22 protein-coding genes are annotated in these 25114 nt (G+C 71.1%); 18 read left to right on the top strand and 4 right to left on the bottom strand.

From position 1 onward, the window contains the following. Positions 1–8 precede the first annotated feature (8 nt). Together ACSQ2D_RS12520 and ACSQ2D_RS12515 are read right to left on the bottom strand one after the other, a co-directional pair. On the bottom strand, positions 9–773 hold the full coding sequence (locus tag ACSQ2D_RS12520; protein WP_435986269.1) for a GNAT family N-acetyltransferase: 765 nt from the start codon (positions 771–773) through the stop codon (positions 9–11). Next, positions 770–2965, bottom strand: coding sequence for an MMPL family transporter (locus tag ACSQ2D_RS12515; RefSeq protein ID WP_435986268.1), 2196 nt, complete (start codon positions 2963–2965; stop codon positions 770–772). The genes ACSQ2D_RS12520 and ACSQ2D_RS12515 overlap by 4 nt, the downstream gene beginning before the upstream one ends. 20 nt (positions 2966–2985) lie before the next feature. Between ACSQ2D_RS12515 and ACSQ2D_RS12510 the strand changes: the two genes are divergently transcribed. The 16 genes from ACSQ2D_RS12510 (at position 2986) to ACSQ2D_RS12435 (ending at position 21154) form a co-directional block, all read left to right on the top strand. Next, positions 2986–4386 carry a replication-associated recombination protein A gene (locus ACSQ2D_RS12510; protein ID WP_435986267.1) on the top strand — a complete coding sequence of 467 codons (1401 nt, stop codon included), beginning with the start codon at positions 2986–2988 and terminating at the stop codon, positions 4384–4386. 349 nt (positions 4387–4735) lie between these two features. Further along, on the top strand, positions 4736–5689 hold the full coding sequence (locus ACSQ2D_RS12505; protein WP_435986266.1) for an ABC transporter permease: 954 nt from the start codon (positions 4736–4738) through the stop codon (positions 5687–5689). A gap of 71 nt (positions 5690–5760) precedes the next feature. Beyond that, on the top strand, positions 5761–7539 hold the full coding sequence (locus ACSQ2D_RS12500; protein WP_435986265.1) for an ABC transporter substrate-binding protein: 1779 nt from the start codon (positions 5761–5763) through the stop codon (positions 7537–7539). A 113-nt stretch (positions 7540–7652) separates the two neighbouring features. Then, positions 7653–8639 carry an ABC transporter permease gene (locus ACSQ2D_RS12495; RefSeq protein WP_435986264.1) on the top strand — a complete coding sequence of 329 codons (987 nt, stop codon included), beginning with the start codon at positions 7653–7655 and terminating at the stop codon, positions 8637–8639. Continuing rightward, positions 8636–9706 (top strand): ABC transporter ATP-binding protein, encoded by a 1071-nt coding sequence (locus ACSQ2D_RS12490; protein WP_435986263.1) that lies wholly within the window; start codon positions 8636–8638, stop codon positions 9704–9706. The genes ACSQ2D_RS12495 and ACSQ2D_RS12490 overlap by 4 nt, the downstream gene beginning before the upstream one ends. Beyond that, entirely contained in the window at positions 9703–10755 is a 1053-nt protein-coding gene (locus ACSQ2D_RS12485; protein ID WP_435986262.1) for an ABC transporter ATP-binding protein, read from the top strand. The genes ACSQ2D_RS12490 and ACSQ2D_RS12485 overlap by 4 nt, the downstream gene beginning before the upstream one ends. 422 nt (positions 10756–11177) lie before the next feature. Continuing rightward, entirely contained in the window at positions 11178–13850 is a 2673-nt protein-coding gene (gene alaS, locus ACSQ2D_RS12480) for an alanine--tRNA ligase (protein ID WP_435986261.1), read from the top strand. A 1-nt stretch (position 13851) separates the two neighbouring features. Next, a complete protein-coding gene (ruvX, locus tag ACSQ2D_RS12475) occupies positions 13852–14358 on the top strand; it encodes a Holliday junction resolvase RuvX (protein ID WP_435986260.1) in 507 nt (168 codons plus the stop codon). Continuing rightward, on the top strand, positions 14355–15578 hold the full coding sequence (gene mltG / locus ACSQ2D_RS12470; RefSeq protein WP_435986259.1) for an endolytic transglycosylase MltG: 1224 nt from the start codon (positions 14355–14357) through the stop codon (positions 15576–15578). Before ruvX ends, mltG begins: the two co-directional genes overlap by 4 nt. Further along, the gene (locus tag ACSQ2D_RS12465; RefSeq protein ID WP_435986258.1) at positions 15572–16438 is read left to right on the top strand and encodes a shikimate dehydrogenase; all 867 of its coding nucleotides are present in this window, start codon (positions 15572–15574) and stop codon (positions 16436–16438) included. The genes mltG and ACSQ2D_RS12465 overlap by 7 nt, the downstream gene beginning before the upstream one ends. Continuing rightward, positions 16435–17148, top strand: a complete 714-nt coding sequence (locus tag ACSQ2D_RS12460; protein ID WP_435986257.1) for a prepilin peptidase — start codon at positions 16435–16437, stop codon at positions 17146–17148. Before ACSQ2D_RS12465 ends, ACSQ2D_RS12460 begins: the two co-directional genes overlap by 4 nt. An 82-nt stretch (positions 17149–17230) precedes the next feature. Continuing rightward, the gene (gene aroC / locus ACSQ2D_RS12455) at positions 17231–18451 is read left to right on the top strand and encodes a chorismate synthase (RefSeq protein WP_435986256.1); all 1221 of its coding nucleotides are present in this window, start codon (positions 17231–17233) and stop codon (positions 18449–18451) included. After that, a complete protein-coding gene (locus ACSQ2D_RS12450; protein WP_435986255.1) occupies positions 18445–18975 on the top strand; it encodes a shikimate kinase in 531 nt (176 codons plus the stop codon). The genes aroC and ACSQ2D_RS12450 overlap by 7 nt, the downstream gene beginning before the upstream one ends. Further along, the gene (gene aroB / locus ACSQ2D_RS12445; RefSeq protein WP_435986254.1) at positions 18972–20099 is read left to right on the top strand and encodes a 3-dehydroquinate synthase; all 1128 of its coding nucleotides are present in this window, start codon (positions 18972–18974) and stop codon (positions 20097–20099) included. Before ACSQ2D_RS12450 ends, aroB begins: the two co-directional genes overlap by 4 nt. Positions 20100–20109: 10 nt before the next feature. Then, positions 20110–20547 (top strand): type II 3-dehydroquinate dehydratase, encoded by a 438-nt coding sequence (gene aroQ, locus ACSQ2D_RS12440; protein ID WP_142178275.1) that lies wholly within the window; start codon positions 20110–20112, stop codon positions 20545–20547. Between the two features lie 79 nt (positions 20548–20626). Then, positions 20627–21154, top strand: a complete 528-nt coding sequence (locus ACSQ2D_RS12435; RefSeq protein ID WP_435986253.1) for a hypothetical protein — start codon at positions 20627–20629, stop codon at positions 21152–21154. Positions 21155–21162: 8 nt separating this feature from the next. Here the strand turns inward: ACSQ2D_RS12435 and ACSQ2D_RS12430 are convergent, their stop codons facing one another. Further along, on the bottom strand, positions 21163–21606 hold the full coding sequence (locus ACSQ2D_RS12430) for a hypothetical protein (RefSeq protein ID WP_435986252.1): 444 nt from the start codon (positions 21604–21606) through the stop codon (positions 21163–21165). Positions 21607–21760: 154 nt separating this feature from the next. On the opposite strand from ACSQ2D_RS12430, the gene ACSQ2D_RS12425 reads away from it, so the two are divergent. After that, entirely contained in the window at positions 21761–22681 is a 921-nt protein-coding gene (locus tag ACSQ2D_RS12425; RefSeq protein WP_435986251.1) for an intradiol ring-cleavage dioxygenase, read from the top strand. Positions 22682–22718: 37 nt separating this feature from the next. Beyond that, a complete protein-coding gene (locus tag ACSQ2D_RS12420; RefSeq protein ID WP_435986250.1) occupies positions 22719–23012 on the top strand; it encodes a hypothetical protein in 294 nt (97 codons plus the stop codon). A 7-nt stretch (positions 23013–23019) separates the two neighbouring features. Here the strand turns inward: ACSQ2D_RS12420 and ACSQ2D_RS12415 are convergent, their stop codons facing one another. After that, positions 23020–25068 carry a HelD family protein gene (locus tag ACSQ2D_RS12415; protein ID WP_435986249.1) on the bottom strand — a complete coding sequence of 683 codons (2049 nt, stop codon included), beginning with the start codon at positions 25066–25068 and terminating at the stop codon, positions 23020–23022. Positions 25069–25114: the final 46 nt, after the last annotated feature.

Below are 25114 nucleotides of genomic sequence, written 5' to 3'. Positions count from 1 at the left end.
CCGCCCGGTCAGCGGTCGATGACGACCGGGCGGCTCGCCCACGCACACAGCCGGTCGTATCCGAGCGAGAGGTAGAGCCCGCGCGCGACGTCGTTGTGGGAGTACATCCCGAGCGTGCACACGCCGCTCTCGGCCACGGCCCTCCTCGTGACCGCGCCGACGATCGTGCGTCCGAGACCGTGCCCGCGCAGGCCCGTGTCGACGGCGACGGACGACAGGTGTGGTGCGCCGCCCCGCGTGGTGCCCCACGCCGCGACGGCCTGGAGGGAACCGTCGGGAGCCTCGACGGCGAACCAGCGCTCTCCCTGTCCCGGCACGGTGTCGGCGGTGGGGGAGTGCGCCTCGAGGAAGGCCTTCACCTCGTCGGCGCGCGCGACGTCGTCGAGGACCACGACCCGCTCGTACGAGGGGTGCTCGTCGGGGGCGGAGGTCGTGTGGAACCACTCCCAGTCGCCGCCGTCCATGACGCGGTAGCGCTCCCGGAGCCGCGGCTCGAGGTGCTGCGGCACGCTGACCGAGAAGGCGCGACGCGCGGGGGAGACGGTCGCCGCGATCTCCGGCAGGTGGTCGAGCAGCGTCGTGACCCCGTCGTCGTCGCCGAGGACGTTCACGGTGCGGTGCACGGCCTTGCGGGTGCGCTGGAAGGCGACGGCGTCGGACGAGGCCCACCACGTCGCGGCGAGGTCGTCGGTGACCTCCCAGCGGACGAACGGGTGGCGACCGGTCGCGTCGAGCAGGTCGTCGAGGCCGTGCGCCGTGACGACGGCCGTCACTCCGTGATCCCGAACCGGTCGTGCAGGCGACGCAGCGGCGCCGGTGCCCACCAGTTCCACCGGCCGAGCACCGTCATCGTCGCCGGGACGAGCAGCATCCGCACGAGTGTCGCGTCGATGACGACGGCTGCGACGAGCGCGACGCCCATCTGCTTGATGATGAGGATGTCGCCGGCGACGAAGCCGCCGAAGACGATGACGATGAGCAGTGCGGCTGACGTGATGATGCGGCCCGTGCGCTGGAGGCCCAGGGAGACGGCGCGGTCGTTGTCGGCGCCGTGCCGGTGGAACTCGACGATCCGCGAGAGCAGGAACACCTCGTAGTCCATCGACAGCCCGAACCCGAAGGCGAGCACGAGGAAGGGCACCATCGACTCGAGGGCGCCCACCGACGTGAAGCCGAGCAGGCCCTCGAGGTGGCCCTCCTGGAAGATCCACACGACGACGCCGAGCGCGGCCCCGAGCGAGATGACGTTGAGCAGCAACGCCTTGATCGGTAGGACGACGGACCCCGTCATGAGGAAGAGCAGCACGAACGTCCCGAGCACGACCAGCGCCACGGCATACGGCGCCCGGTCCGACATCGAGTCGAGGAAGTCGATCTGTCCTGCGGCCTGGCCCGTCGTCAGTGTCTCGAACGGGGCACTCGTCCCGCGGATGGTCGACACGAGGTCCTGCGCCTCGTCGGAGGTCGGACGTCCGGCGACCCGGATGTCGACGCGCTGGTCGCCGCTGCCGAGCGGGCGCACGACGAGACCCTCGACCCCCGGTCGGGTGCGGAACTGCTCGGCCCACGCCGTGACGGCGGCGGTGTCGGCCGTGCGGGCGACGACGGTGACCTCCGGGGCGGACAGGGCCGGGTAGTCACGGTCGAGCTGCTCGAAGAAGACCCGCTGCGGGGCGTCCTTCGGGAGCAGCTCGGTGCCCGAGGACGTGAGCTTCATCGACAGGGTGGGCAGCGCCAGCGTGACGAGCACCACGACGACACCGATGATGACGGCCACCGGGCGCCGCTGCACGCCGACGGCGAGGCGCGAGAAGAGGCCCACGTCGGACGGCTTCTCGACTGCCTTGCGGGACAACCGTTTTGCTCCCACCACGCACAGCGCCGGCACCAGCGTGATGGCGACGACCATCGCGACGAGCACGACGCTGACCCCGGCCACCCCGATGGCGCGCATGATCGACGCCTCGAAGATCAGCAGACCCGCGAGGGCGATCGCCACGGTCAGGCCGGAGAAGAGGACGGTGCGTCCGGCCGTCGCGACCGTCCGCTCGGCTGCGTGGGCGACCTCCTCGCGGGTCGGGACCTCGTGCTCCCGGTGCGCGAGCTCCTCGCGGAAGCGGCTGACGGTGAGCAGGCCGTAGTCGATGGAGAGCCCGAGACCGAGCAGGGTGACGATGTTGACGACGGTCGCGTCGAGCTCGACGACGTGCGAGAAGCCGAAGAGCGACAGCAGCGCACCACCGATCGAGACGATCGCCCCGACGATGGGCATGCCCGCCGCGACGAAGCCGCCGAAGACGAAGAACATGACGATGAACGTGAGTGGCAGGGCGATGCCCTCGCCGCGGAGGAGGTCGCGCTCGACGGTGCTCGTGATGGCCTGGATGACCTTGCTCGTGCTGCCCACCGACCCCTGGGCGTCCATGGCGGTGGCGACAGCGAGCAGTCGCGTCTCGGCCTGGGTCTCGGCCGAGTCCTGCGCAGCCTTGTCGAGCCCCGGCTCGAAGTCGACGACGGTGACGAACCCGCCCGCCGTCGGGGTCCCGCCCTTGAGCAGGGGCGCCACGGACGGGTCGGTGAGGCCCGCCGGCGCGAGCAGGGGAGAGCGGACGCTCTTGACCCCGGGGACCTGCGCCACCTCGCGCGTCGCCGACGCCCCGGCCTGCACCGTCGCGGCATCGGCCAGGTCGGCTCCGTTCACCTGCATCGTCAGCGTCTCGAGCGCCGGCTGGGTCTCGGCGATGATCTCCTGAGCCTGCGACGACTCCGACTCGACGGTCGGGGCACCCGAGTGCAGCCGCTCGAAGAGCGACTCCCCGGTCACGCCGCCGACGGCGACGGCGAAGCACGCGATCGCGGCGACGGCCCAGGCGGCGACCCAGGAGCGCGGGTGCCGCGCGATGAGTGCACCGAGACGAGCCAGACGGGTGCGCGGCGCCGGGCCCGCGGGTGAGGGGTTCTGCACGCGGATAGCCTTCCACAGTGATGTCGAACAGCACGGAGGACCTCTTCGGTGCGGCCTCCGCCGCCGAGCGCGGCGAGCAGCCGGCGTCGGCCGGCGTCGCCCCGCTCGCCGTCCGGATGCGCCCCCGCTCCCTCGACGAGGTGCGGGGCCAGGCCAAGGTGCTGCGTCCCGGCAGTCCGCTGCGCCGGCTCATCGAGGGCTCGGGCGGTGCCGCCGGCCCGCTGTCGGCGATCCTCTGGGGCCCTCCCGGGACGGGCAAGACGACCCTCGCCCACCTCGTCGCCACGGCCGCCGAACGCCGCTTCGTCGAGCTGTCGGCCGTCACGGCCGGGGTCAAGGACGTCCGTTCGGTCATGGAGTCGGCCGTGCGCGAGCGCGACCTCTACGCCCGCCAGACGGTGCTCTTCCTCGACGAGATCCACCGCTTCACCAAGGCGCAGCAGGACGCGCTCCTGCCCGGGGTGGAGAACCGCACCGTCATCCTCGTGGCCGCCACGACCGAGAACCCGTCGTTCAGCATCATCGCGCCGCTGCTGTCGCGGTCGGTGCTCGTCACGCTGGAGTCGCTGTCCGACGAGGAGATCGCCGAGCTGCTCGCCGCGGCCCTCACCGACGAGCGGGGGTTCGGCGGCGCCCACACGATGGCCGCCGACGCCACCGAGCACCTCGTGCGGATCGCCGGCGGCGACGCCCGCCGGGCGCTGACCTCCCTCGAGGCCGCCGCCGGCGTCGCGCTCGACGCGCAGCCTGCCGGTCGCGTGTCCGACGACCCCGTCGAGATCACCCTCGCCCACGTCGAGCAGGCCGTCGCCCAGGCGGCCGTCCGCTACGACCGCGCCGGAGACCAGCACTACGACGTCGCGAGCGCCCTCATCAAGTCGATGCGGGGCAGCGACGTCGACGCCGCCCTGCACTACCTCGCGCGGATGCTCGAGGCGGGGGAGGACCCCCGCTTCATCGCCCGTCGCATCGTCATCTCGGCGAGCGAGGACGTCGGCATGGGCGACCCGACCGCCCTGCAGACGGCCGTCGCCGCGATGCACGCGGTGGCCCAGATCGGCATGCCGGAGGCGCGGATCATCCTCGCCCAGGCGGTCGTGCACAACGCCATGGCACCGAAGTCCAACGCGGCATACCTCGGGATCAACGAGGCGATCGCCGACGTGCGCGCAGGCCGTGGTGGCGTCGTCCCCGCGCACCTGCGGGGGAGCGGCTACGCCGGGGCCGAGCGGCTCGGCCACGGCAAGGGGTACGTCTACGCCCACGACGAGCCCGACGGGGTCGCTGCGCAGCAGTACCTCCCGGACGACCTCCACGACGCCGTCAGCTACTACCGCCCCACGGACCGCGGCTTCGAGGAGCGCCTCCGGGCGCGCTGGGAATGGCTCTCGGGACGGCTGGGGCGCACGCGCGGAGAGTGACCGGAGGGACCGGTCGGCCCGTGCGTCGTCGGGGATTGTTTCGGGCCTGCGCGGCATGAACGGACAATGTGTGGCGGGACGTGGTGCTCGGTAACGATTTGTCATCCATGCACGTCTCGATGCTTGGACAGCGCGAAACTGTGTGGCAGGCTCGCGTCGTCCCGGCGGGGGTGGCATCCGGATCATCTGGTGTGCTCCCGAGGGCGGCTCGGGTGACGAATCCCCGGGTCGGATGTGATCCCACAAGGATGGAGACAACGCGTTGAACGCAATGCCGGAGCCCTCAGCAGCCACGCTGACAGAGGAATCCGAGGAGAAGGCTTCGACCACCGCGCCTGAGCACCAGGAGGTGCGCACCGGCCGTTCTCCCGGTCAGGTGGCCTGGGCCCGGCTCAAGCGGGACAAGGTCGCGATCGTCTGCTCCGCCATCATCCTCTTCTTCCTGCTCGTCGCGATCTTCGCTCCGTTCCTCGTCTCGCTCGAGGCCGTCGACCCCATCACCGGGGCCAAGGCCGACCCCAGCACGGTGCACACCGAGCTCGTCGACTTCAACGGCCTGCCGACCGTCGGGGCGAGCTCGGCCCACTGGCTCGGCGTCGAGCCGCGCCTCGGACGCGACCTCTTCGCCCGCTGGGCCTACGGCGCCCGGCCCTCGCTCATCATCGGCTTCGTCGCGGCCTTCGCCTCGACGCTCATCGGCGTGGCCCTCGGCCTCATCGGCGGCTACCTCGGTGGCGCCTCGGACAAGGTCATCTCCTGGGTCATCGACTTCTTCCTGTCGCTGCCGATCCTGCTGCTCGTCCTCGCGATCATCCCGATCATGCAGAAGCGCATCGCCGCCGGCGGTGACCTGACCCCCGAGGAGACCTCGATGATCCGCTTCTGGGTCCTCATCGTCATCCTCGTCGTGTTCGGCTGGATGGGCTTGGCGCGCCTCGTGCGCGGTGAGGTCAAGAGCCTGCGCGAGCGCGAGTTCGTCCAGGCCGCCCGCGCCATCGGCGTGCCGACGCGTTCGATCCTCTTCCGTGAGATCCTGCCCAACCTCGTCGGCCCGATCATCGTCTCCGCGTCGATCGCGGTCCCGGCCTACATCACCTACGAGGCGACGCTGAGCTACCTCGGTGCCGGCCTCGTCGAGCCCACCGCGTCATGGGGGCGCACGATCGCCGACGCGCAGAACCTCTTCGCCACGTACCCCCTGTGGCTCTGGCCGTCGGTCATCGGCCTGTCGCTCCTCGTGCTCGCCCTGAGCCTGCTCGGCGACTCGATCCGCGACGCCTTCGACCCCACCAGCCGCCGCTGACCCCACCGGGTCACGGTCACCAGATGTTCTCGGCAAAGCGCCGGGACAAGCACAAAAGGGAGCAAACAACAATGCGCTGGACCAAAGTCCTGACCGTGGGAGCCGCGGCTTCCCTCGGCTTCGTCGCGGCCTGCGGCGCCCCCGCAGCCAACAACGGCGGTGCCGGCAACGGCACCAACGGCGGAAACGCGCCGGTCGACCAGGCGGGTGCCGCCCTCGACCCGAACGCCAAGGGCCCCGCCCCCGAGATCCCGGGTGCGAAGAAGGGTGGCATCCTCACGGTGCCCTACGCCTCGACGCCCGCCAACATGGACCCGAGCGACCAGTTCTACCAGGACACGGCCGTCATCTTCTCGCTGACGCACCGCGCCCTGACGACCTACGTCAGCCGTGACGGCAAGCAGGTCCTCGTTCCGGACCTCGCCACGGACCTCGGCAAGGCGTCCGAGGACGGCCTGACCTGGACGTTCACGCTCAAGGACGGCATCAAGTACGAAGACGGCTCGCCGGTCAAGGCCGCCGACATCGTCTTCGCTGCCAAGCGGTCCTTCGACCCCGACCTCGCGGCCAACGGTCCGACGTACCAGCGCGAGTTCTTCAAGGGTGGCGCCGACTACCAGGGCCCCTACAAGGGCGACAAGGCCTGGAAGGGTGTCGAGGCTCCCGACGACAAGACCATCATCTTCCACCTCGAGAAGCGCTTCGAGACGCTGCCCTACTTCGTCTCCTTCAACCAGTTCACGCCGATCCCCGAGGCGAAGGACAAGAAGGCCGACTACCAGCTGCACCCGCTCGCCACCGGCCCGTACATGTTCGACAAGTACACCCCCGGCACCGAGCTGGTCCTCAAGCGCAACCCCAACTGGGACCCGGCCACCGACCCGGCGCGCAACGCCTACCCCGACGGCTTCCACTTCAAGTGGGGCGTCGACACCATCAAGACGCAGACGGCCATCCTCGCCTCCAACGGCGACGACGCCACGAGCCTCAACTGGGACCCGATCGACTCCTCGCTCATCCCGCAGATCGAGGGCGACAAGAAGGCCCAGTTCGAGGAGGGCCCCTCCTCGTGCGTGCTCATGGTCAACCTTGACGCCCGCAAGATCCCGCTCGAGATCCGCAAGGCCATCGCCGTCGCGTGGCCCTTCGACTCGATCCACAAGGCCGGCGGTGAGACGACGCACTCGTTCTCGCCCGCCAGCACGATCATCCCGCCGCAGATCCCGGGCCACCTCGACTACGAGGCCGAGGCTGCCCCCGGCGTCAAGATGAACGGCCAGGGCGACGGCAACCCGACGATGGCCAAGGACATGCTTGCCAAGGCCGGCTACGGCCCCGACAAGCCGTTCGAGCTCATCTACTACTACACGAACGACGACGACATCGCGCAGAAGGTCAACCAGGTCCGCAAGCAGAAGCTCGAGGCCGCGGGCTTCAAGGTTCAGGACATCGGTGTCCCCGGAGCCGAGCGTCGCAAGATCGTCGGCGACCCCAAGGGCAAGTACAACATGCTCCAGTCGCCGCGTGGATGGTGCTTCGACTGGCCGTCCGCCGACTCGATCATCCCGCCCACCTTCGGCACGATCGCCCTCTCGGGTGGTAGCACGACGTTCGGTAACTTCTCCGACGCCAAGATCGACGCCGAGATCAAGCGCATCCAGAACCTCTCCATCACGGAGCAGGGCCCGGAGTGGGGCAAGATGGACAAGTGGCTGACGGAGAACTACCTGCTGGCCATCCCGGACAACAACGACAAGGGCAACTCGGTCTTCGGCACGAAGGTCATGAACGTCCACAACAACCCGAACAAGGGTATGCCGGACCTCACCGACGTGTGGCTCGACCAGTAAGTCGTCAGTGACAGTTCTCCTCCGGGAGAGCAAGATCTGAACTGAAGCCGTGGTGGGGGTCCGGGTTTCCCGGGCCCCCACCACCGGCGCCCACCTCGTTTGGAAGGCAAAACGTGCTCACGTACATCCTCAGGCGGTTGGCTCTCGCCCTGAGCGTCATCATGGCCACCCTGGTCTCGGCGTTCCTGCTCTTCTTCGCGGGCCCCGCCGACCCCGCCCAGGCCATGTGCCCCGAGACCAAGTGCAACCCCGCACGGCTCGAGGCCATCACCAAGAGCATCGGGCTGGACAAGCCCCTCATCGAGCAGTTCCTCACCTACTTCAAGGGACTCTTCGTCGGCCGCGACTTCGTCTACGCCGGTGACACCGTCCACTGCGGTGCTCCCTGCCTCGGCTTCTCGTTCGTGACGCGTCGCTCCGTCAACGAGGAGCTCTTCACCCGCTTCCCGAACACCGTCGTGCTGGCCCTCATGGCCGCCGTCGTGTTCGTGACCGTCGGCGTGACGCTCGGCATCGTCGCCGCGGTCCGCCGCGGCTCGGCGAGCGACCGCGGGCTCGTCGGTGCCTCCCAGGTGCTCGGCTCGATCCCCTACTACGTCCTCGCGCTGCTCGTCGCGCTCTACCCGGTCATCCTGTGGAACATCCTTCCGCAGTACTCCTCCATATCCGCCGGAGTCGGCCCCTACTTCATGGGCATGCTCGCCCCGGCCCTGATCCTCGGGCTGGTCACGGCGTCGTCCTACGTCCGTTACACCCGCAACTCGATGATCGAGACGCTGTCGATGGACTACATCCGTACGGCACGGTCCAAGGGCATCAACGAGCGCACCGTCCTGTTCAAGCACGGCTTCCGCGCCGCGATGAGCCCGATCGCCACGATCCTGGGCCTCGACATCGCCGCGCTGCTGACCGGGACGCTCATCACCGAGCAGATCTTCGGTGTCGACGGCATCGGCCGTCGCGGCCTCGCGGCCCTCAGGTCCTTCGACCTGCCTGTCATCATGGGCACCGTGCTCATCGGAGCCGTCGTCGTCGTGGTCATGAACCTCGTCGTCGACATCGCGTACTCCTTCATCGACCCGCGAGTGAGGCTCTCGTGACCGCGACCGTCAACACCATCTCGACCCAGAGCGCCGAAGCCCGCAACGCCGGCGACGTCGTCCTCGACGTGAGCGACCTCTCGGTGGCCTTCCCCACCGAGGAGGGCGTGGTCAGGGCCGTCTCCAACCTCAACTACCAGGCCCGCCTGGGGCGCACGCTCGCCATCGTCGGCGAGTCCGGCTCCGGCAAGTCCGTGAGCAGCATGGCAGTGCTCGGCCTGCACAACCCCAAGCGCACCCAGATCACGGGCAGCATCAAGCTCGACGGCATCGAGCTCGTCGGTGCCCCGGACTCGACCTTCCAGAAGATCCGCAGCACGAAGGCGGCGATGGTCTTTCAGGACCCGCAGAGCTCGCTCCACCCGTTCCACAAGGTGGGCAAGCAGATCGCCGAGGCCTACCAGGCCCACAACAAGGTGAGCAAGCAGGTCGCGCTCAAGCGCGCGGTCGAGATGCTCGACCTCGTCGGCATCCCCAACCCGCAGCGACGCGCCAACTCCTACCCGCACGAGTTCTCGGGCGGCATGCGCCAGCGCGCGATGATCGCGCTCGGCCTCGTCAACAACCCGAAGCTGCTCATCGCCGACGAGCCGACGACGGCTCTCGACGTCACGGTGCAGGCGCAGATCCTCGACCTCGTCAACGACCTCCAGAAGGAGTTCGGCTCGGCGGTCATCCTCATCACGCACGACCTCGCGGTCGTGGCCGAGACGGCCGACGACATCCTCGTGATGTACGCCGGTCGCGGCGTCGAGAAGGGCAGTGCCAAGGAGGTGCTGGCCCAGCCGTCGCACCCCTACACCTACGGTCTGCTCCAGTCGCTGCCCTCCCACTCCGAGGACCTCGCAGAGCTCAAGGCCATCAAGGGCACGCCGCCCAGCCTGCTCAACCTGCCCACCGGATGCTCGTTCCACCCGCGCTGCGAGTTCAAGACGCAGGTCGAGGGTGACGCGTGCTGGACGCAGCTCCCTGAGTGGCGTCCGACACCGGGTCTGTCCAACCGTGAGATCCGCTGCCACCTGGCCGACCCCGTGGCCACGCTGCAGCACGACGAGGGAGCCCGATGAGCGACAAGACGCTGCTCAAGGTCACCGACCTCCAGCGCCACTTCCCGTTCCGCGAGGTCCAGGGCCTGCGGATGGTCAAGGCGACGGTCAAGGCCGTCGACGGCATCAGCTTCACGGTCAACGAGGGCCAGACCCTCGGCCTCGTGGGCGAGTCCGGGTGCGGCAAGTCGACGACGTCGCGGCTCGTGACGCGGCTCGACGAGCCCACCGGCGGCACGGTCGAGTTCGAGGGGCGTGACATCACGCACCTCAAGGAGCACGAGCTGCGCGACATCCGTCGCAACGTGCAGATGATCTTCCAGGACCCGTACTCCTCGCTGAACCCGAGGCAGACGGTCGGGGCGATCCTCAGCACGCCGCTGCGCGTGCACGGCCTGCACAAGGGCAAGGAGAAGGCCCGCGTGCAGGAGCTGCTCGAGCTCGTCGGCCTCAACCCGGAGCACATCAACCGCTACCCGTCCGAGTTCTCCGGCGGTCAGCGCCAGCGCATCGGCATCGCCCGCGCCCTCGCGGTCGAGCCCAAGCTGATCATCGCCGACGAGCCGGTGTCGGCCCTCGACGTGTCGATCCAGGCGCAGGTGATGAACCTGCTCGCCAAGCTGCGCAACGAGCTCGACCTCGCGTTCATCTTCGTCGCCCACGACCTCGGCGTCGTGCGCCACTTCTGCGACCAGGTCGCGGTGATGTACCTCGGCAAGATCGTCGAGTACGGCGACAAGAAGAAGATCTACGAGGCGCCGGAGCACCCCTACACCCAGGCCCTGCTCTCGGCGGCGCCCGACATCAACGTCGCGCGCGGCATCGCCCCCAAGGAGCGCATCCGCCTCGTCGGCGACGTGCCGAGCCCGATCGACCCGCCGAGCGGCTGCCGCTTCCGGACCCGCTGCTGGAAGGCCCAGGACATCTGTGCCCAGCAGGAGCCGCCGCTCGTCTCGGCGACCTCGGAGGAGTCGACCCGCACGTACCGCGAGGCCGGCGTGCACCTGCAGGCGTGCCACTTCCCGGAGGTCAAGACCGACCTCGTGGCGGAGGTCGAGCACACCGCCTGAGCCGAGGCGTGAGCATCGACCGAGCGCCAGCGAGGGAGGAGCGGAGCGCCGCTTCGGCTCAGGCGGGCAGAGACTTCGCCTGAGCGACGCGCTGCTGCCCGATGACGTATGCCGCTGGGCCGGCTCCCGCACGGGGGAGCCGGCCCAGCGGCATACCCGGTCAAAGGTGGTGGGACGAGTCTCACGCGGTCCGTTAGGGTTGAACCACCTCGGCGCGAGCGTGCGCCGACGACCGAAGGACGATGACCGTGGCCCACAAGGGACCCAGGCCGACCCGCAGCGGTGGCCTGCAGCCGGCGAGGCGAGCTCCCCGGGGGTCAGCCGCGCCCGAGTGAGGCGCCTCGCTGACCCCGCCCCGCCTGCCCGTCCGCACGTGCGACGGGCCTCCCGCAGACCACACCCGTCGACCCCAAGGACTCATCATGGAAACCGCTGAGATCAGGCGTCGCTGGCTCTCGTACTTCGGCAGCCGCGGCCACACCGTCGTGCCGAGCGCCCCGCTCGTGCACGAGGACCCCAACCTGCTGTTCGTCAACGCCGGCATGGTCCCCTTCAAGCCCTACTTCCTCGGTCAGGAGACCCCGCAGTTCTCGCGCGCCACGAGCGTGCAGAAGTGCGTGCGGACCCTCGACATCGAGGAGGTCGGCAAGACGACCCGGCACGGCACGTTCTTCCAGATGAACGGCAACTTCAGCTTCGGCGACTACTTCAAGGAAGGCGCCATCGAGCTCGCGTGGGAGCTCATCACGCGCAGCCAGGCCGAGGGCGGTCTCGGCTTCGAGGAGAAGGACCTCTACGCGTCCGTCTACCACGAGGACGACGAGGCCATCGCGCTCTGGAAGAAGATCGCGGGCCTCTCCGACGACCGCATCGTGCGCCTCGGACGCAAGGACAACTACTGGAACATGGGCGTCGCCGGTCCCGGCGGCCCCTGCTCCGAGATCCTGCTCGACCGCGGTCGCGAGTTCGGCGCCGACGGCGACTGGGAGGCGGGCGACCGCTACCTCGAGTTCTGGAACCTCGTGTTCATGCAGTACGAGCTCGAGAACGTCCGGTCGAAGGAGGACTTCGACATCGCGGGCGAGCTGCCCAAGCGCAACATCGACACCGGCATGGGGCTCGAGCGCGTCGCGTTCCTGCTCCAGGGCGTCGACAACATCTACGAGACCGACGAGGTCTTCCCGGTGATCGCGGCCGCGGAGGACCTGACGGGCCGTCGCTACGGCTCCGACCACGAGGACGACGTGCGCTTCCGCGTCGTCGCCGACCACGTGCGCAGCTCGCTCATGCTCATCGGTGACGGCGTCACTCCCGGCAACGAGGGCCGCGGCTACGTCCTGCGCCGTCTGCTGCGCCGCGCGGTCCGCTCGATGCGCCTGCTCGGCGTCGACGCGCCCACCCTCGAGCAGCTGCTGCCGGTCAGCATGGAGCGGATGAAGGCCTCCTACCCGGAGCTCGAGACCGACTTCCACCGGATCAGCCAGGTCGCGTACGCCGAGGAGGAGGCCTTCCGGCGCACGCTGAGCTCGGGCACGACCATCCTCGACACGGCGGTGGCGCGGGCCAAGTCGTCCGGGGCGACGACCCTCGGTGGGGCGGAGGCGTTCGCGCTGCACGACACCTACGGCTTCCCGATCGACCTGACCCTCGAGATGGCCGCGGAGCAGGGCCTGCAGGTCGACGAGCCCGGATTCCGCCGGCTCATGGGTGAGCAGCGTGACCGCGCCAAGGCCGACGCGAGGGCGAAGAAGTCGGCGCACGGTGACACGAGCGTCTACCGGCAGCTGTCCGACACCATCGGCCACGACGTCGAGTTCACCGGCTACGACCAGACCCAGACCGACACCCGCATCCGTGGCCTGATCCGCGACGGCGTCGTCGTCGACCGGGTCGGCCCCGGCGACGAGGTCGAGATCGTGCTCGACCGGACGCCGCTCTACGCCGAGTCCGGTGGCCAGCAGGCCGACCACGGCCACATCCGCCTCGCGAACGGCGCCCTCATCGAGGTCACCGACGTCCAGCGGCCCATCACCGGGCTCGTCGTCCACCGCGCGACGGTGCTCGAGGGCGAGGCGGGAGTGGGCGAGGACGCCGAGGCCGAGGTGGACGTCGTGCGCCGCCGGTCGATCTCGCGCGCGCACACCGCGACGCACATGGTGCACCAGGCCCTGCGCGACGAGCTCGGTGACACGGCGACGCAGGCGGGCTCGGAGAACTCCCCGGGCCGGCTCCGCTTCGACTTCAAGTCGCTCCAGGCCGTCCCGGCCGCGGCGATGGGCGAGATCGAGGGGCGGATCAACGCCGTGCTGCTCGACGACCTGCCCGTCACGGCCGACGTCATGAACATCGATGCGGCGAAGAAGCTCGGAGCCATGGCGCTCTTCGGCGAGAAGTACGGCGAGCGGGTCCGCGTCGTGTCCATCGGCGAGTGGTCGCGCGAGCTCTGCGTCGGCACGCACACGCCCCGCGTCGGCCAGATCGGTGTCGTCAAGCTGCTCGGTGAGAGCTCGATCGGCTCCGGCGTGCGGCGCGTCGAGGCGCTCGTCGGTGCCGACGCGTACACCCACCTGGCGCGCGAGGCCACGATCGTCAGCCAGCTGACCGACACCCTCGGGGTCCGTCGGGACGAGCTGCCCGACCGCATCGCGGGCATCCTCGGCCGGCTGCGCGAGGCCGAGAAGGAGATCGCCGCCGTGCGCCAGAGCCAGGTGCTCGGGGCCGCGTCCGGTCTCGTCCAGTCGGCTCGCGACATCGCCGGCGTGACGTTCGTGAGCCACGACGCGGGTGAGGGCGTCACCGGCGAGGACCTGCGCAAGCTCGTCACCGACGTGCGCGGCCGCCTCGGCAACGACCGGCCGGTGCTCGTGTCGATGGCCTCCGTCGCCTCCGGTCGACCCGTCGTCATCGTCGCGACGAACGAGCGCGCCCGTGAGATCGGCCTCAAGGCCGGCGCCTTCGTCAAGCTCGCCGCCCAGGCACTCGGCGGCGGTGGCGGCGGCAAGGACGACCTCGCCCAGGGCGGAGGCACCGACGCGACTCGTGTCTCGGTGGCTCTCGGCACCGTCGAGGACCAGCTCCGCAACCGAGGCGCCTGACTTGACCGAACCCCGCACCCGTCCCGGTGCACGCGTCGGCGTCGACGTGGGCAATGCCCGCGTCGGCGTCGCGGCGTCGGACGCCTCAGGGGTGCTCGCCCACCCGGTGCGGACCCTGCCCCGGGACGTCGAGGCCGACAGCGACGTCGAGGCCATCGTCGCCCTGACGCAGGAGCTGGACGCGATCGAGGTCGTCGTCGGCCTGCCTCGGCTGCTGTCGGGCCAGGAGGGCGAGGCCGCACGCATCGCGCGCGACTACGCCGGTCGGCTGGCGGCCCGTCTGGGTACGGTGGAGGTGCGGATGGTCGATGAACGCTTGACCACCGTGGATGCGCATCGCAGACTACGCGACAGCGGCGTCCCGGGTCGGGGGCAACGGGCCGTCGTCGACCAGGCTGCTGCGGTGCTCATCCTGCAGTCGGCCCTCGACACGGAAGCGCTGTCGGGCAGGCCGCCCGGGGAGACCGTCACGCCGGGGGGCAAACGGAAGAAGGAACGTCGCCGATGAAGGACCATCTCGAGACATCCATCTTCGGCGACCACGAAGAGACCGTCGAGCACGTCGAGGAGACGCACGCCGCGCCCCCGATGAGCCGACGCGAGATGCGCGAGCAGGAGCTCGCCGCCCGCAAGCGCGGCGGCCGCCGGTCCGGCAAGGACACCAAGAGTGGCGCTCCGAAGGGCAAGCCCTCGGTCTTTCGCAGGCTCGTCGTCATGGTGCTGGCGCTCGCCGTCATCGGTGGCGGTGTGGCCGTGGCCTACAAGGCGCTGAGGCCCGTCGTCGAGGGCTTCCTCGAGTCCAACGACTACCCGGGGCCGGGCACGGGAGAGGTCCGCGTGACCGTCGACCAGGGCGCGGGCGGCAGCGCGATCGCCAAGACCCTCGCCGACCAGGACGTCGTCAAGTCGAGCAAGGCCTTCATCGAGGCCGCCAACAACGACCCGAAGAGCGCCGGCATCCAGCCGGGCGTCTACGAGATGAAGAAGCAGATGAAGGCGTCCGACGCCCTCGCGATCCTCGTGGACCCCAAGAACCGCCTCATCACCCGCGTCACCATCCCCGAGGGGCTGTGGGCGAGCGAGATCTACGCCAAGCTCTCCAAGTCCTCGGGCATCCCGGTGGCGCAGTACACCGCGGCGGCCAAGCAGGTCGACGAGCTCGGCCTGCCGCCGTCGGCGAAGGGCAACCTCGAGGGCTACCTCTTCCCGGCCAGCTACGAGTTCGGCCCGACGGCCACGGCGCTCGACCAGCTCAAGCAGATGGTCGCCGAGTCGACGAAGCGTCTCGATGCGCTCGGCATCACGCCCGACCGGATGGAGCGCGTCGTCACGGTCGCGAGCCTCGTCGAGGGTGAGGCCCAGATCGAGGCCGACCGCTCCAAGGTCGCGCGCGTCGTCGAGAACCGGCTCGCGGCCAAGATGTCGCTCGGGTTCGACTCGACGGTCAACTACATCTTCAAGAAGCGTGGCGTGCCCACCCAGCAGATGCTCGACAGCGACAACCCCTACAACACGCGCCGCTTCACCGGCCTGCCGCCCGGACCGATCTCCAACCCGGGCGAGAGCGCCCTCGAGGCGGCCGCCAGCCCGGTGGCCGGGCCGTGGCTCTACTTCGTGACGGTCAACCTCGACACGGGCGAGACGAAGTTCGCCGCGACGTACGAGGAGCACCAGCGCAACGTGGCCCAGTTCCAGAAGTGGTGCACCGACAACAAGGGCAAGTGCTGAGCGAGGGGCGCGGGGTCGCCCGGCACTGCGCGGTGTGGGGCAGCCCGATCGAGCACTCGCTCTCGCCCCTGCTGCACCGGGCGGCATATGCGGCCCTCGCCCTGGACGGCTGGTCCTACGAGCGGCGCGAGGTCGACGAGGCCGGCTTCGCGGACGCCTTCGCGGGGCTCGACGAGACCTGGGTCGGCCTCTCCCTGACGATGCCGCTCAAGGAGGTCGCGCTGCGCGCCGCGACCACGGCGACGCCGGTCGCGGCGGCCACGGGGGCGGCCAACACGCTGGTCCGGGACGCGGACGACCCGTCCCGCTGGACCGCGCACAACACCGACGTCCACGGCCTCACCACGGCACTGCGTCTCGCCGGGTGCACCGCCCCCGCGAGCCTGCTCGTCGTCGGGTCGGGCGCGACGGCGCGCTCGGCGGTCGCGGCGGTGACGGCCCCCGGTGGCCGCATCGTGCTCATGGTCCGTGACCGGGTGCGTCCGGAGACGCTCCGACAGGCCGAGGCCGCCGGACTGGCCGTCGAGGTCGTCGGTCTGGGCGAGTGGGCCGCAGCGAGCGAGGTCGACGCGGTCGTCAGCACCGTGCCACCCACGTCGGTGCCCGACCTCGAGGTCTTCCCCGCCGCGTCGCAGGGCGGCGGGCGCCGGCCGGTCCTCCTCGACGTCGTCTACGGCTCGGGCGAGACGCCCCTCCAGCGCGCGGCCCGCGAGCGGGGCTGGGCCATCGCCCGGGGCACCGACATGCTCCTGCACCAGGCCACCGAGCAGGTACGCCTCATGACGGGTCGCGAGGCACCGCTGGGCGCCATGTCCGACGCCCTCCGCGCGGCGCTGCGCGAACGGCGCGAGAACTCGTGATCCCGCCGCTCATGTGGGCCGGGGCGCCCGGGGCGCCGTGGTGGTTCGTCGTCGCTCTCGCCGTGGCCGGTGGGCTCGTCGGAGAGGTGCTCCGGCGTCGCCTCGCGACGGGTGGCTACCGCCTCGACGACGAGACCGGACCGCTGCCGCGGGTCCCGTCGGCCGTCGTGCCGGTCGCCCTCGCCGTCCTCTGGGCGCTGCTCGGCTGGCGGTTCGGACCCCTGTCGGAGTGGGCGCTGACGCCCGCCTACCTCGCGTTCGCCTTCGTCGCGGTCGCCCTCGCCTGGATCGACGCGGACGTGCATCGCCTCCCGCGCGGACTGACGCGGCCGGCATACCCCCTGCTCGTCGCCCAGCTCGCGCTCGCGTCCCTCGCCTCGGGCGACTGGGAGGCGCTGCGCCGGGCGGCCGTCGCCGGCGCCGTCCTCTGGACGATCTACTTCGTGCTCGCCCTCGTGGCGGCGCTGCTCGGCAGCGGCTTCGGCTACGGCGACGTGACGCTCGCGGGGCTCGTCGGTCTCGCGACGGGCTACGTCAGCGTGTCGACGACCCTCGTCGCCTCGTACGCCGCGTTCATCCTCGCGGGGGTCTACGGCCTCGTCCGCCTCGTGCTGCGACGCGGCACCCGCAAGGACGACATCGCGTTCGGCCCGTGGATGCTGCTCGGTCTGCTCATCTCCCTCGTCGTCCAGGTGCGCCCGCTCGTCTGACGGCCGGAGCCGGCCACCGCCCCACGGTCCCGCGGAGCGGGCGGGTCGGGGGCGACGACGGACCGCGTGGGAGGATCGGGTCATGTTGCGTTGGTTGACGGCCGGTGAGTCGCACGGTCCCGCACTCGTCGCCATGATCGAGGGACTCCCCGCCGGCGTCGAGGTCGGCGCGAAGGACCTGCAGGCCGCCCTGTCCCGTCGCCGTCTCGGCTACGGCCGCGGCGCGCGGATGAAGTTCGAGCAGGACGAGGTGGAGTTCCTCGGCGGCCTGCGCCACGGACTGACCCTCGGCTCGCCGATCGCGGTGCGCATCGGCAACAGCGAGTGGCCCAGGTGGACGACCGTGATGAGTCCCGAGGCCGTCAGCGACGAGGCCTACGCCGCCTCCGACGACGTCAACGCCGAGAAGGAGGTCGCGCGCAACAAGCCGCTGACCCGACCTCGGCCCGGTCACGCCGACCTCGTCGGGATGCAGAAGTACGGCCACGAGGACGCCCGCCCCGTGCTCGAGCGCGCCTCGGCCCGCGAGACCGCGGCCCGCGTGGCCCTCGGCGAGATCGCCGCCCGATTCCTCGAGCAGTCCTACGGCATCCGCCTCGTCTCGCACACCGTCTCGATCGGCACGGCGGGCGTGCCCGAGGGCGCCGCCCTGCCGACGCCCGACGACGTCGAGCGTCTCGACGCCGACCCGGTACGGGCCTTCGACCCGTCGGGCTCGGCGGCCATGGTGGCAGAGGTCGACGCGGCGAAGAAGGACGGCGACACCCTCGGCGGCGTCGTCGAGGTGCTGGCCTACGGCGTACCGCCGGGCCTGGGGTCACACGTCCACTGGGACCGCAAGCTCGACGGCCAGCTCGCGCAGGCCCTCATGAGCATCCAGGCGATCAAGGGCGTCGAGGTCGGCGACGGCTTCGAGACGGCCCGTCGTCGAGGCTCCGAGGCGCACGACGAGATGGAGATGGTCGACGGCGTCATCACCCGTCGCACCGGTCGGGCGGGCGGCACCGAGGGCGGCATGTCGACCGGTCAGGTGCTCCGCGTCCGCGCCGCGATGAAGCCGATCAGCACGGTGCCCCGCGCCCTGTCGACGGTCGACGTCGCGACGGGCGAGGCCGCCACCGCGATCCACCAGCGCTCCGACGTCTGTGCGGTGCCGGCTGCCGGCGTCGTCGCCGAGGCGATGGTCGCGCTCGTGCTCGCGCAGTCGTGCCTCGAGAAGTTCGGGGGAGACTCGGTGGCCGAGACGTCACGCAACCACACGGCATACCTCGCCGGCATCCGGGAGGGGCTGCGCACATGGTGAACGAGCAGGTGACCCGCCCGGTCGCCGTCGTCGTCGGGCCGCCCGGCGCCGGCAAGACCACCGTCGGCCAGGCCCTCGCGGCGCGCCTCGGCGTGGCCTTCCACGACGTCGACGCCGCGATCGAGGCCGCCGAGGGCCGCTCGATCTCCGACATCTTCGTCGACGACGGCGAGTCGGTCTTCCGCGACCTCGAGCGCGCCGAGGTGGCTCGCGCGCTGAGCGAGGAGCCGGGCGTCGTCTCGCTCGGCGGGGGAGCCGTCATGGACCCGCTCACCGAGGTGGCTCTCGCCGGTCACGCCGTCGTCTTCCTCGACGTCGCCATCGCCGACGCGAGCCGGCGCATCGGCTTCGACCGTTCGCGACCACTGCTGTCGGTCAACCCGCGTGCCTCGTGGGTGCGGATGATGAACGACCGCCGTCCCACCTACGAGCGCGTGGCGACCGTGCGCGTCGACACCGCGGGACGCACGCCCGACGAGGTCGTCGACGTCGTCGTCGCCGAGCTCGAGGCGGCCCGCGCGTGAGCGCTGCGACCGACCCGACGACGATCTCCGTCGGCGACGACTACGACGTCGTCATCGGGTCCGGTGTGCTCGACCGGGTCGGTGGCCTCCTCGGCGACGACGTCGAGCGCGTCCTCGTCGTCCACCCCCCGACGCTGCCGGATCTCACGTCGCGGGTGACCGCTGCCCTCGCGGAGCAGGGGTATGCCGTTCACGTGGCCGAGGTCCCCGACGCGGAGGCCGCCAAGACGGCCGAGGTCGCGGCGGCCCTCTGGGCACAGCTGGGCCGGGCGGGCTTCACCCGCACCGATGCCGTCGTCGGGGTCGGGGGCGGCACCGTCACCGACCTCGCCGGCTTCGTGGCCGCGGCCTGGCTGCGGGGGGTGCGCGTCGTCCAGGTGCCGACGACCCTGCTCGGCATGGTCGACGCGGCCGTCGGCGGCAAGACGGGCATCAACACCGCCGAGGGCAAGAACCTCGTCGGTGCCTTCCACCCGCCGGCCGGGGTGCTGTGCGACGTCGACGTGCTCTCGACACTGCCCGAGGCCGACCTCGTCGCAGGCCTCGCCGAGGTCGTCAAGTGCGGCTTCATCGCCGACCCCGTCATCCTCGACCTCGTGGAGTCCTCCGTCGTGGACGACGCGGAGCGGGCCCGCACCGCGGGCAACCCGCACCTGCGCGAGCTCATCGAACGCGCGGTCCGGGTCAAGGCGCACGTCGTCGCGGCCGACCTGCGCGAGAGCTCGCTGCGCGAGATCCTCAACTACGGCCACACGTTCGGCCACGCCATCGAGCAGGTCGAGCACTACTCGTGGCGGCACGGAGAGGCGGTCGGGGTCGGGATGGTCTACGTCGCCGAGCTCGCCCGGCTCACCGGTCACCTCACCGGCACGGAGGGCGACGCCCTCGTGGCCAGACACCGCTCCGTCCTCGCGTCGCTCGGCCTCCCGACGACGTATGCCGCCGGGCGATGGGACGATCTGCTGACGGCCATGCGCCGCGACAAGAAGTCCCGCGGCTCGACGCTGCGCTTCGTCGTGCTCGACGGGTTGGGCCGGCCCAGCCGACTGGCCGGGCCTGACGACGCACTGCTCCAGGCGGCATACGGCCTCGTGTCGCGGCGCCCCGACGCGTCCGCTCACTAGACTCGCGGGCATGACGGCACCCACGGTCTTCGTCCTGTCGGGCCCCAACCTGAACCGTCTCGGCACCCGCGAGCCGGAGGTCTACGGCTCCGACACGCTCGACGACGTGCACGCGGCCGTGCAGCGCGAGGCGCGTGACCTCGGCCTCGTCGCCGACTGCCGCCAGACCAACCACGAGGGCGAGCTCATCGACTGGCTGCACGAGGCCGTCGACGTCGGCGCCGACGTCGTGCTCAACCCGGGCGCGTTCACGCACTACTCGTATGCCGTCCGCGACGCGTGCGCCATCGTGACGACGAGCGGTCGCAGCCTCGTCGAGGTGCATCTCAGCAACCCGGCCGCGCGGGAGGAGTTCCGGCACACGTCGGTCGTCGCGGGCGTCGCGACCGGGACCGTGGCCGGCTTCGGCCTGCAGTCCTACCTGCTCGCCCTGCGCGCCCTCGTCTGACCGGCGACGGCCGTCACGATGTGGTGACGGGACCGACCGTCCCGATCCTCACCGCCACGGGGCGTCGTACGGTGCTGACGTGACCCACGCGGGGCGGCTCGGCATCGGCACCGCGGTGCTCGTCGCCGCGGCCGTGCTGTCGGGGTGCGCCCAACCGTCTCCGCAGCCCGCCCGGGCCCCGGCGTCGACGACCGTGGTGGTGCCCGGCTGCCCGCCGGTGGTGGTCAAGCCGGTGCAGCGGGCGCTCATCGACTTCACGGACTTCGTGGTGCACGACGGAGTCACGTACAGCTCGCGCCCGGACCGGTCGCAGGCTCTGACGCCGGACCGGCTCGGACCGGAGGTCTTCCGCGTCTCCTGCACGTACTCGAGTCTCAACGAGCTGACGCAGTCGGAGCTGCCGGAGGCGACCGAGCACTCGGCCGGCTTCATCCCGGCCCGGTCACCCGTCTACGGGCTGTCGGGCTGGCCGACAGCGTGCCGTCTCGCGGCGCAGCACGACGGCAGCTGGTTCGTCTACCTCGCCACGGTCGACACTCCCGAGGCCTCGAGGTTCAAGGAGTGTGCGCTCGACCCGGGACGGTCGACGCAGGACGCGCGCTCATGACCTCACGGTCAGTGCGTGCCCTCCGTGGCTACGTCGTCCAGTGCGGACGCCCACATCCGGGCGATCAGCCTGTTCATGGGGCCGTGGTGGATGAGGAAGAGGAGCAGCTTCTGACGCGTGGGGTCCGCAGCGCTCCACTCGGCGTGCAGGCTGCTCCCACCGTCCTCGCGTGGCGTGATCCGGACGAACCCGTCGCCACCGCCCCCGTAGCTGCTCTCCACCACCGTCCAGCGGACCACGTCGGGATCGGACCAGTCGTAGCGGGAGACGACCCAGGCGGGCGATCCCGAGCTGCTCTCGCGGGCGACCGCCCACCCCTCCCAGTGGTCGCGCAGCTCATACGTCCTGGGGTCCAGGCTCCGGCGCCAGGTCTGGAGACGGTGCTCGCTGAAGTCCGTCAGGGCGTGACGCACCTGTCCCGGTGACGCTCGCGTCTCCAGGTCGAATCTCACCTCATCATGAGAGCACCGGCAGGCTCGGCCCGTCCACCGAGCGCGGTCCGTCCCCTTCACAGCGACCGCACAGACGCTGCATCGCTGTCTCAACGGCCTGGCTCCCAGAGTCTTGCCAGACGGGCCCGCCGGGCCCACGACGAAAGGTCGGACCATGGCACCGCGCACTCCCTCGGCTCCTGAGCACGAGTGGCTCGACGAGCACGGCAAGGAGATCGAGGACCACGACCGAGGCCTCGTCTACGACCTCCAGACGCTCGTCGACCGGCGGCGGGCGCTGTCCCTCTTCGGTGGTCTCGGCGTCGCGGGCGCGCTCGCGGCATGTAGAACCGGCACCGCACCGGTCGCGACGAGCGGCTCGACGGGCATCCCGACGAGCGCCACATCCTCGGCGGTCACGACGAGTGGCGCGACCTCGACGACCCCAGCCGCCGCCGTGACCGACGCCGACCTCGTCGAGGCCCCGGACGAGACGGCCGGGCCCTTCCCGGGCGACGGCTCCAACGGCCAGAACGTCCTCGACGACTCGGGGATCGTGCGCCGCGACATCCGCAGCAGCTTCGGCTCCTCGACGACGACGGCCCAGGGTGTTCCCCTCACCATCACGCTGACGGTGAAGGACCTCGCGACGAGCTCTGCGCTCGTCGGCGCTGCCGTCTACGTCTGGCACTGCGACCGGGACGGGCGCTACTCGATGTACAGCCAGGGCGCGGCCGACGAGAACTACCTGCGCGGCGTGCAGGCCACCGACGACTCGGGCACGGCGACGTTCACGTCGATCTTCCCGGCCTGCTACTCGGGACGCTGGCCGCACATCCACTTCGAGGTCTACTCGAAGGTGAGCGACGCGACGTCGAGCGGCCCCATCGTCAAGACCTCGCAGATCGCCCTGCCCCAGGCCACCTGCGAGACGGTCTATGCCACGAGCGGCTACGAGCAGAGCGTCGGCAACCTCTCGCAGGTCAGTCTCCAGCGCGACAACGTCTTCGGTGACGACGGCGGCATCCACCAGCTCGCGACGATGTCGGGCAACGCGACGTCCGGCTACACGGCAGCGCTGACGATCGGCGTCTGACCCGCCGACCGGCCCGGGCGCGTGGGAACCTGCTCCCATGAGTGAGGACGAGGACCTCGTCGTCAGCGCGATGGCGATCAACGTGACGATCCCCGAGTCGCTGCGCTGGACCGACAGCCGCCGCGGACAGGAGTTCCGGCTCGACACCCTGAACGTCCGCATGCTCCCCGACGGACACCTCGCGGCCAAGGCCTACGGGCGACCGGTCGAGGGCGGACGCGGGGCCTACGTGTCGTTCACCGTGCCGGAGCGACCCGAGCTCGCGGCGCTCGTCGCGGCCGCCGCGGACCGAGCCGCTGACAGGTGGGCGGCCCACCAGGGCCTCCGCTGAGCGGGCGTCAGGCGGCGCCGAGAGCCTCTGGCAGCGGCTGGGCGTGCACGATCGTCAGCTCCGACACCGCGCGGGTCAGCACGACGTAGAGGCGTCGCAGGCCGGTGCGCTCGTCGGGCTCGGCCGCGGCGATCGCTGCCGGCTCGACGACGACGGTGCGGTCGAACTCCAGACCCTTGGCGACGCTCGCCGGCACGACCTCGACCTGGTGGTCCTCGTCGTCGCCGTGGTCGCGGTCGAGCCGACCGTGGGAGACCCCGGCGGCCGCGAGTGCGGCCGAGACCCGCTCGACGTCGGCGTCCGGCGCGATGACGCCGACCGAACCGACGGCGCTCGCAGCCCGCTCGACCGCCAGCACGACCTCGGCGTCGAGGGCGCTCGGGTCGGCCGGCCGGATCTCGAGCCGCCCCGGGTTGTCGCGCACCGACACCGGCGCGCCGAGCCCCGGCGCCATGACGGGGAGCAGCCGGGCGGCGTACTCGATGACGACAGCGGGGACGCGGAAGCCGCGGTCGAGCACGACGAGGTCGTGGTCGTCCTTGCCGAGGTGTCGCATCGCGTCGTCCCAGGACGCGGTCGCCCACGGCGTCGTGCCCTGGGCGATGTCGCCGAGCACGGTGACCGACCCCGTCGAGCACCGTCGGCCGACGGCGCGCAGCTGCATCGGGGAGAGGTCCTGCGCCTCGTCGAGCACGACGTGGCCGAGGCTCGGCACGCGACGGAGGAGGTCGTCGAGCTCGTCGAGCAGGGCCATGTCGGCGCGCGACCAGCGGGCTGCACCCTTGGTGCGGGCGGGCTTGTCCCACAGCAGCATCGACTGCTCCCGCTCGGTGAGGTCGTCACCGGCGGCAGCCCGCAGCGCGTCGGCGTCGGACCACAGCCGGTGCAGCACCCCCTGCGGGTCGAGGGCGGGCCAGACGGACGAGACGTACTTCTTGACCGCGGCCGACTTCGCGACGGCGTCCTGCACCCGGTCGTCGGGCGCGTCGCCGGCGCGTTCCATCTCGAGCAGCACGTGGTGGGCGAGCCGCTGGGGGAGCAGGTCACGCGCGGCGGAGTAGCGCACGCCGCGGGCTGCGAGCTCGTCGAGGACGTCAGCGACCTCGTGTGCCGGTACGCGCCACTTGCGCACGCCGCGCGGCACCACGACCGCCTCCGTCGGGCGCACGATGCTCGACCACACCGCGCGGCGCAGCACCGCCGCCAGCCGTGGGTCGCCCTTGAGGGTGGCGACGTCGGCCGGTTCGTCGGCGCGCACCCGGCCGTGGTCGAGCAGGCTCTCGATCGTCGCGTGGCCGACCCGCACCTCGCCGAGCGACGGCAGGACGGCGCCGATGTGGTCGAGGAAGGCGCGGTTGGGGCCGACGACGAGCACTCCCGAGCGGTCGAGCCGCTCGCGGAAGGAGTAGAGCAGCCAGGCCGCCCGGTGCAGTCCGACGGCGGTCTTGCCCGTGCCCGGCGCGCCCTGGACGCAGACGCTGACGGCGACGTCGCTGCGGACGATCTCGTCCTGCTCCGGCTGGATCGTCGAGACGATGTCGCGCATGGGGCCGGTGCGCGGGCGTTCGATCTCGGCGGCGAGGATCGAGCCGGCCGTCCCGCCGGAATGCGCCGGCTCGCGCAGGTGCTCGTCCTCGAGGGCGGTGAGGCGCCCGCGGTCGACGCCGAACCGTCGCCGCAGCACGACGTCCATCGGCTCGAGCGGCGACGCCCGGTAGAACGCGGTCGAGATCGGGGCGCGCCAGTCGACGACGACGGGGTCGCCCGCCTCGTCCGACACGTGCCGCCGGCCGATGTGGAACTGCTCGGCCGGCCCGTCGGCAGGGTCGACGTCGATGCGTCCGAAGAAGAGGGTCGTGCGCGGGTCGTCCTGCAGCGAGGCGATGCGTCGCGCCAGCACCCAGCCGAGGACCTCGCCCGACACCGCGTCGCTCGCCTTCGACGCGTCGAGCGACTCCGCGAGCCGGCGCATCCGCGCCAGCTGCTCGCGCGCGTCGTCGAGGTAGGCCTGCTCCCGGGCGAGTTCGGTGGCGAGTCCGTGGTCGGGCGAGGGCACGCGAGGACCTTTCTGCAGCGGAACACACCGAGAAGGTGTGGGCGCA

It is taken from the genome of Terrabacter sp. LjRoot27, from assembly GCF_964254175.1.
Classification (GTDB): Bacteria; Actinomycetota; Actinomycetes; order Actinomycetales; family Dermatophilaceae; genus Terrabacter.
This window is presented reverse-complemented; position numbering and strand designations above follow the sequence as displayed.

Bases quoted from the DNA above. Each gene is read 5' to 3' on its own strand.
- mltG (WP_435986259.1), top strand. From the start codon at position 14,355: ATGAAGGACCATCTCGAGACATCCATCTTCGGCGACCACGAAGAGACC.
- ACSQ2D_RS12425 (WP_435986251.1), top strand. From the start codon at position 21,761: ATGGCACCGCGCACTCCCTCGGCTCCTGAGCACGAGTGGCTCGACGAG.
- alaS (WP_435986261.1), top strand. From the start codon at position 11,178: ATGGAAACCGCTGAGATCAGGCGTCGCTGGCTCTCGTACTTCGGCAGC.
- aroC (WP_435986256.1), top strand. From the start codon at position 17,231: ATGTTGCGTTGGTTGACGGCCGGTGAGTCGCACGGTCCCGCACTCGTC.
- ACSQ2D_RS12500 (WP_435986265.1), top strand. From the start codon at position 5,761: ATGCGCTGGACCAAAGTCCTGACCGTGGGAGCCGCGGCTTCCCTCGGC.
- ACSQ2D_RS12510 (WP_435986267.1), top strand. From the start codon at position 2,986: ATGTCGAACAGCACGGAGGACCTCTTCGGTGCGGCCTCCGCCGCCGAG.
- ACSQ2D_RS12485 (WP_435986262.1), top strand. From the start codon at position 9,703: ATGAGCGACAAGACGCTGCTCAAGGTCACCGACCTCCAGCGCCACTTC.
- aroQ (WP_142178275.1), top strand. From the start codon at position 20,110: ATGACGGCACCCACGGTCTTCGTCCTGTCGGGCCCCAACCTGAACCGT.
- ACSQ2D_RS12420 (WP_435986250.1), top strand. From the start codon at position 22,719: ATGAGTGAGGACGAGGACCTCGTCGTCAGCGCGATGGCGATCAACGTG.
- ACSQ2D_RS12450 (WP_435986255.1), top strand. From the start codon at position 18,445: ATGGTGAACGAGCAGGTGACCCGCCCGGTCGCCGTCGTCGTCGGGCCG.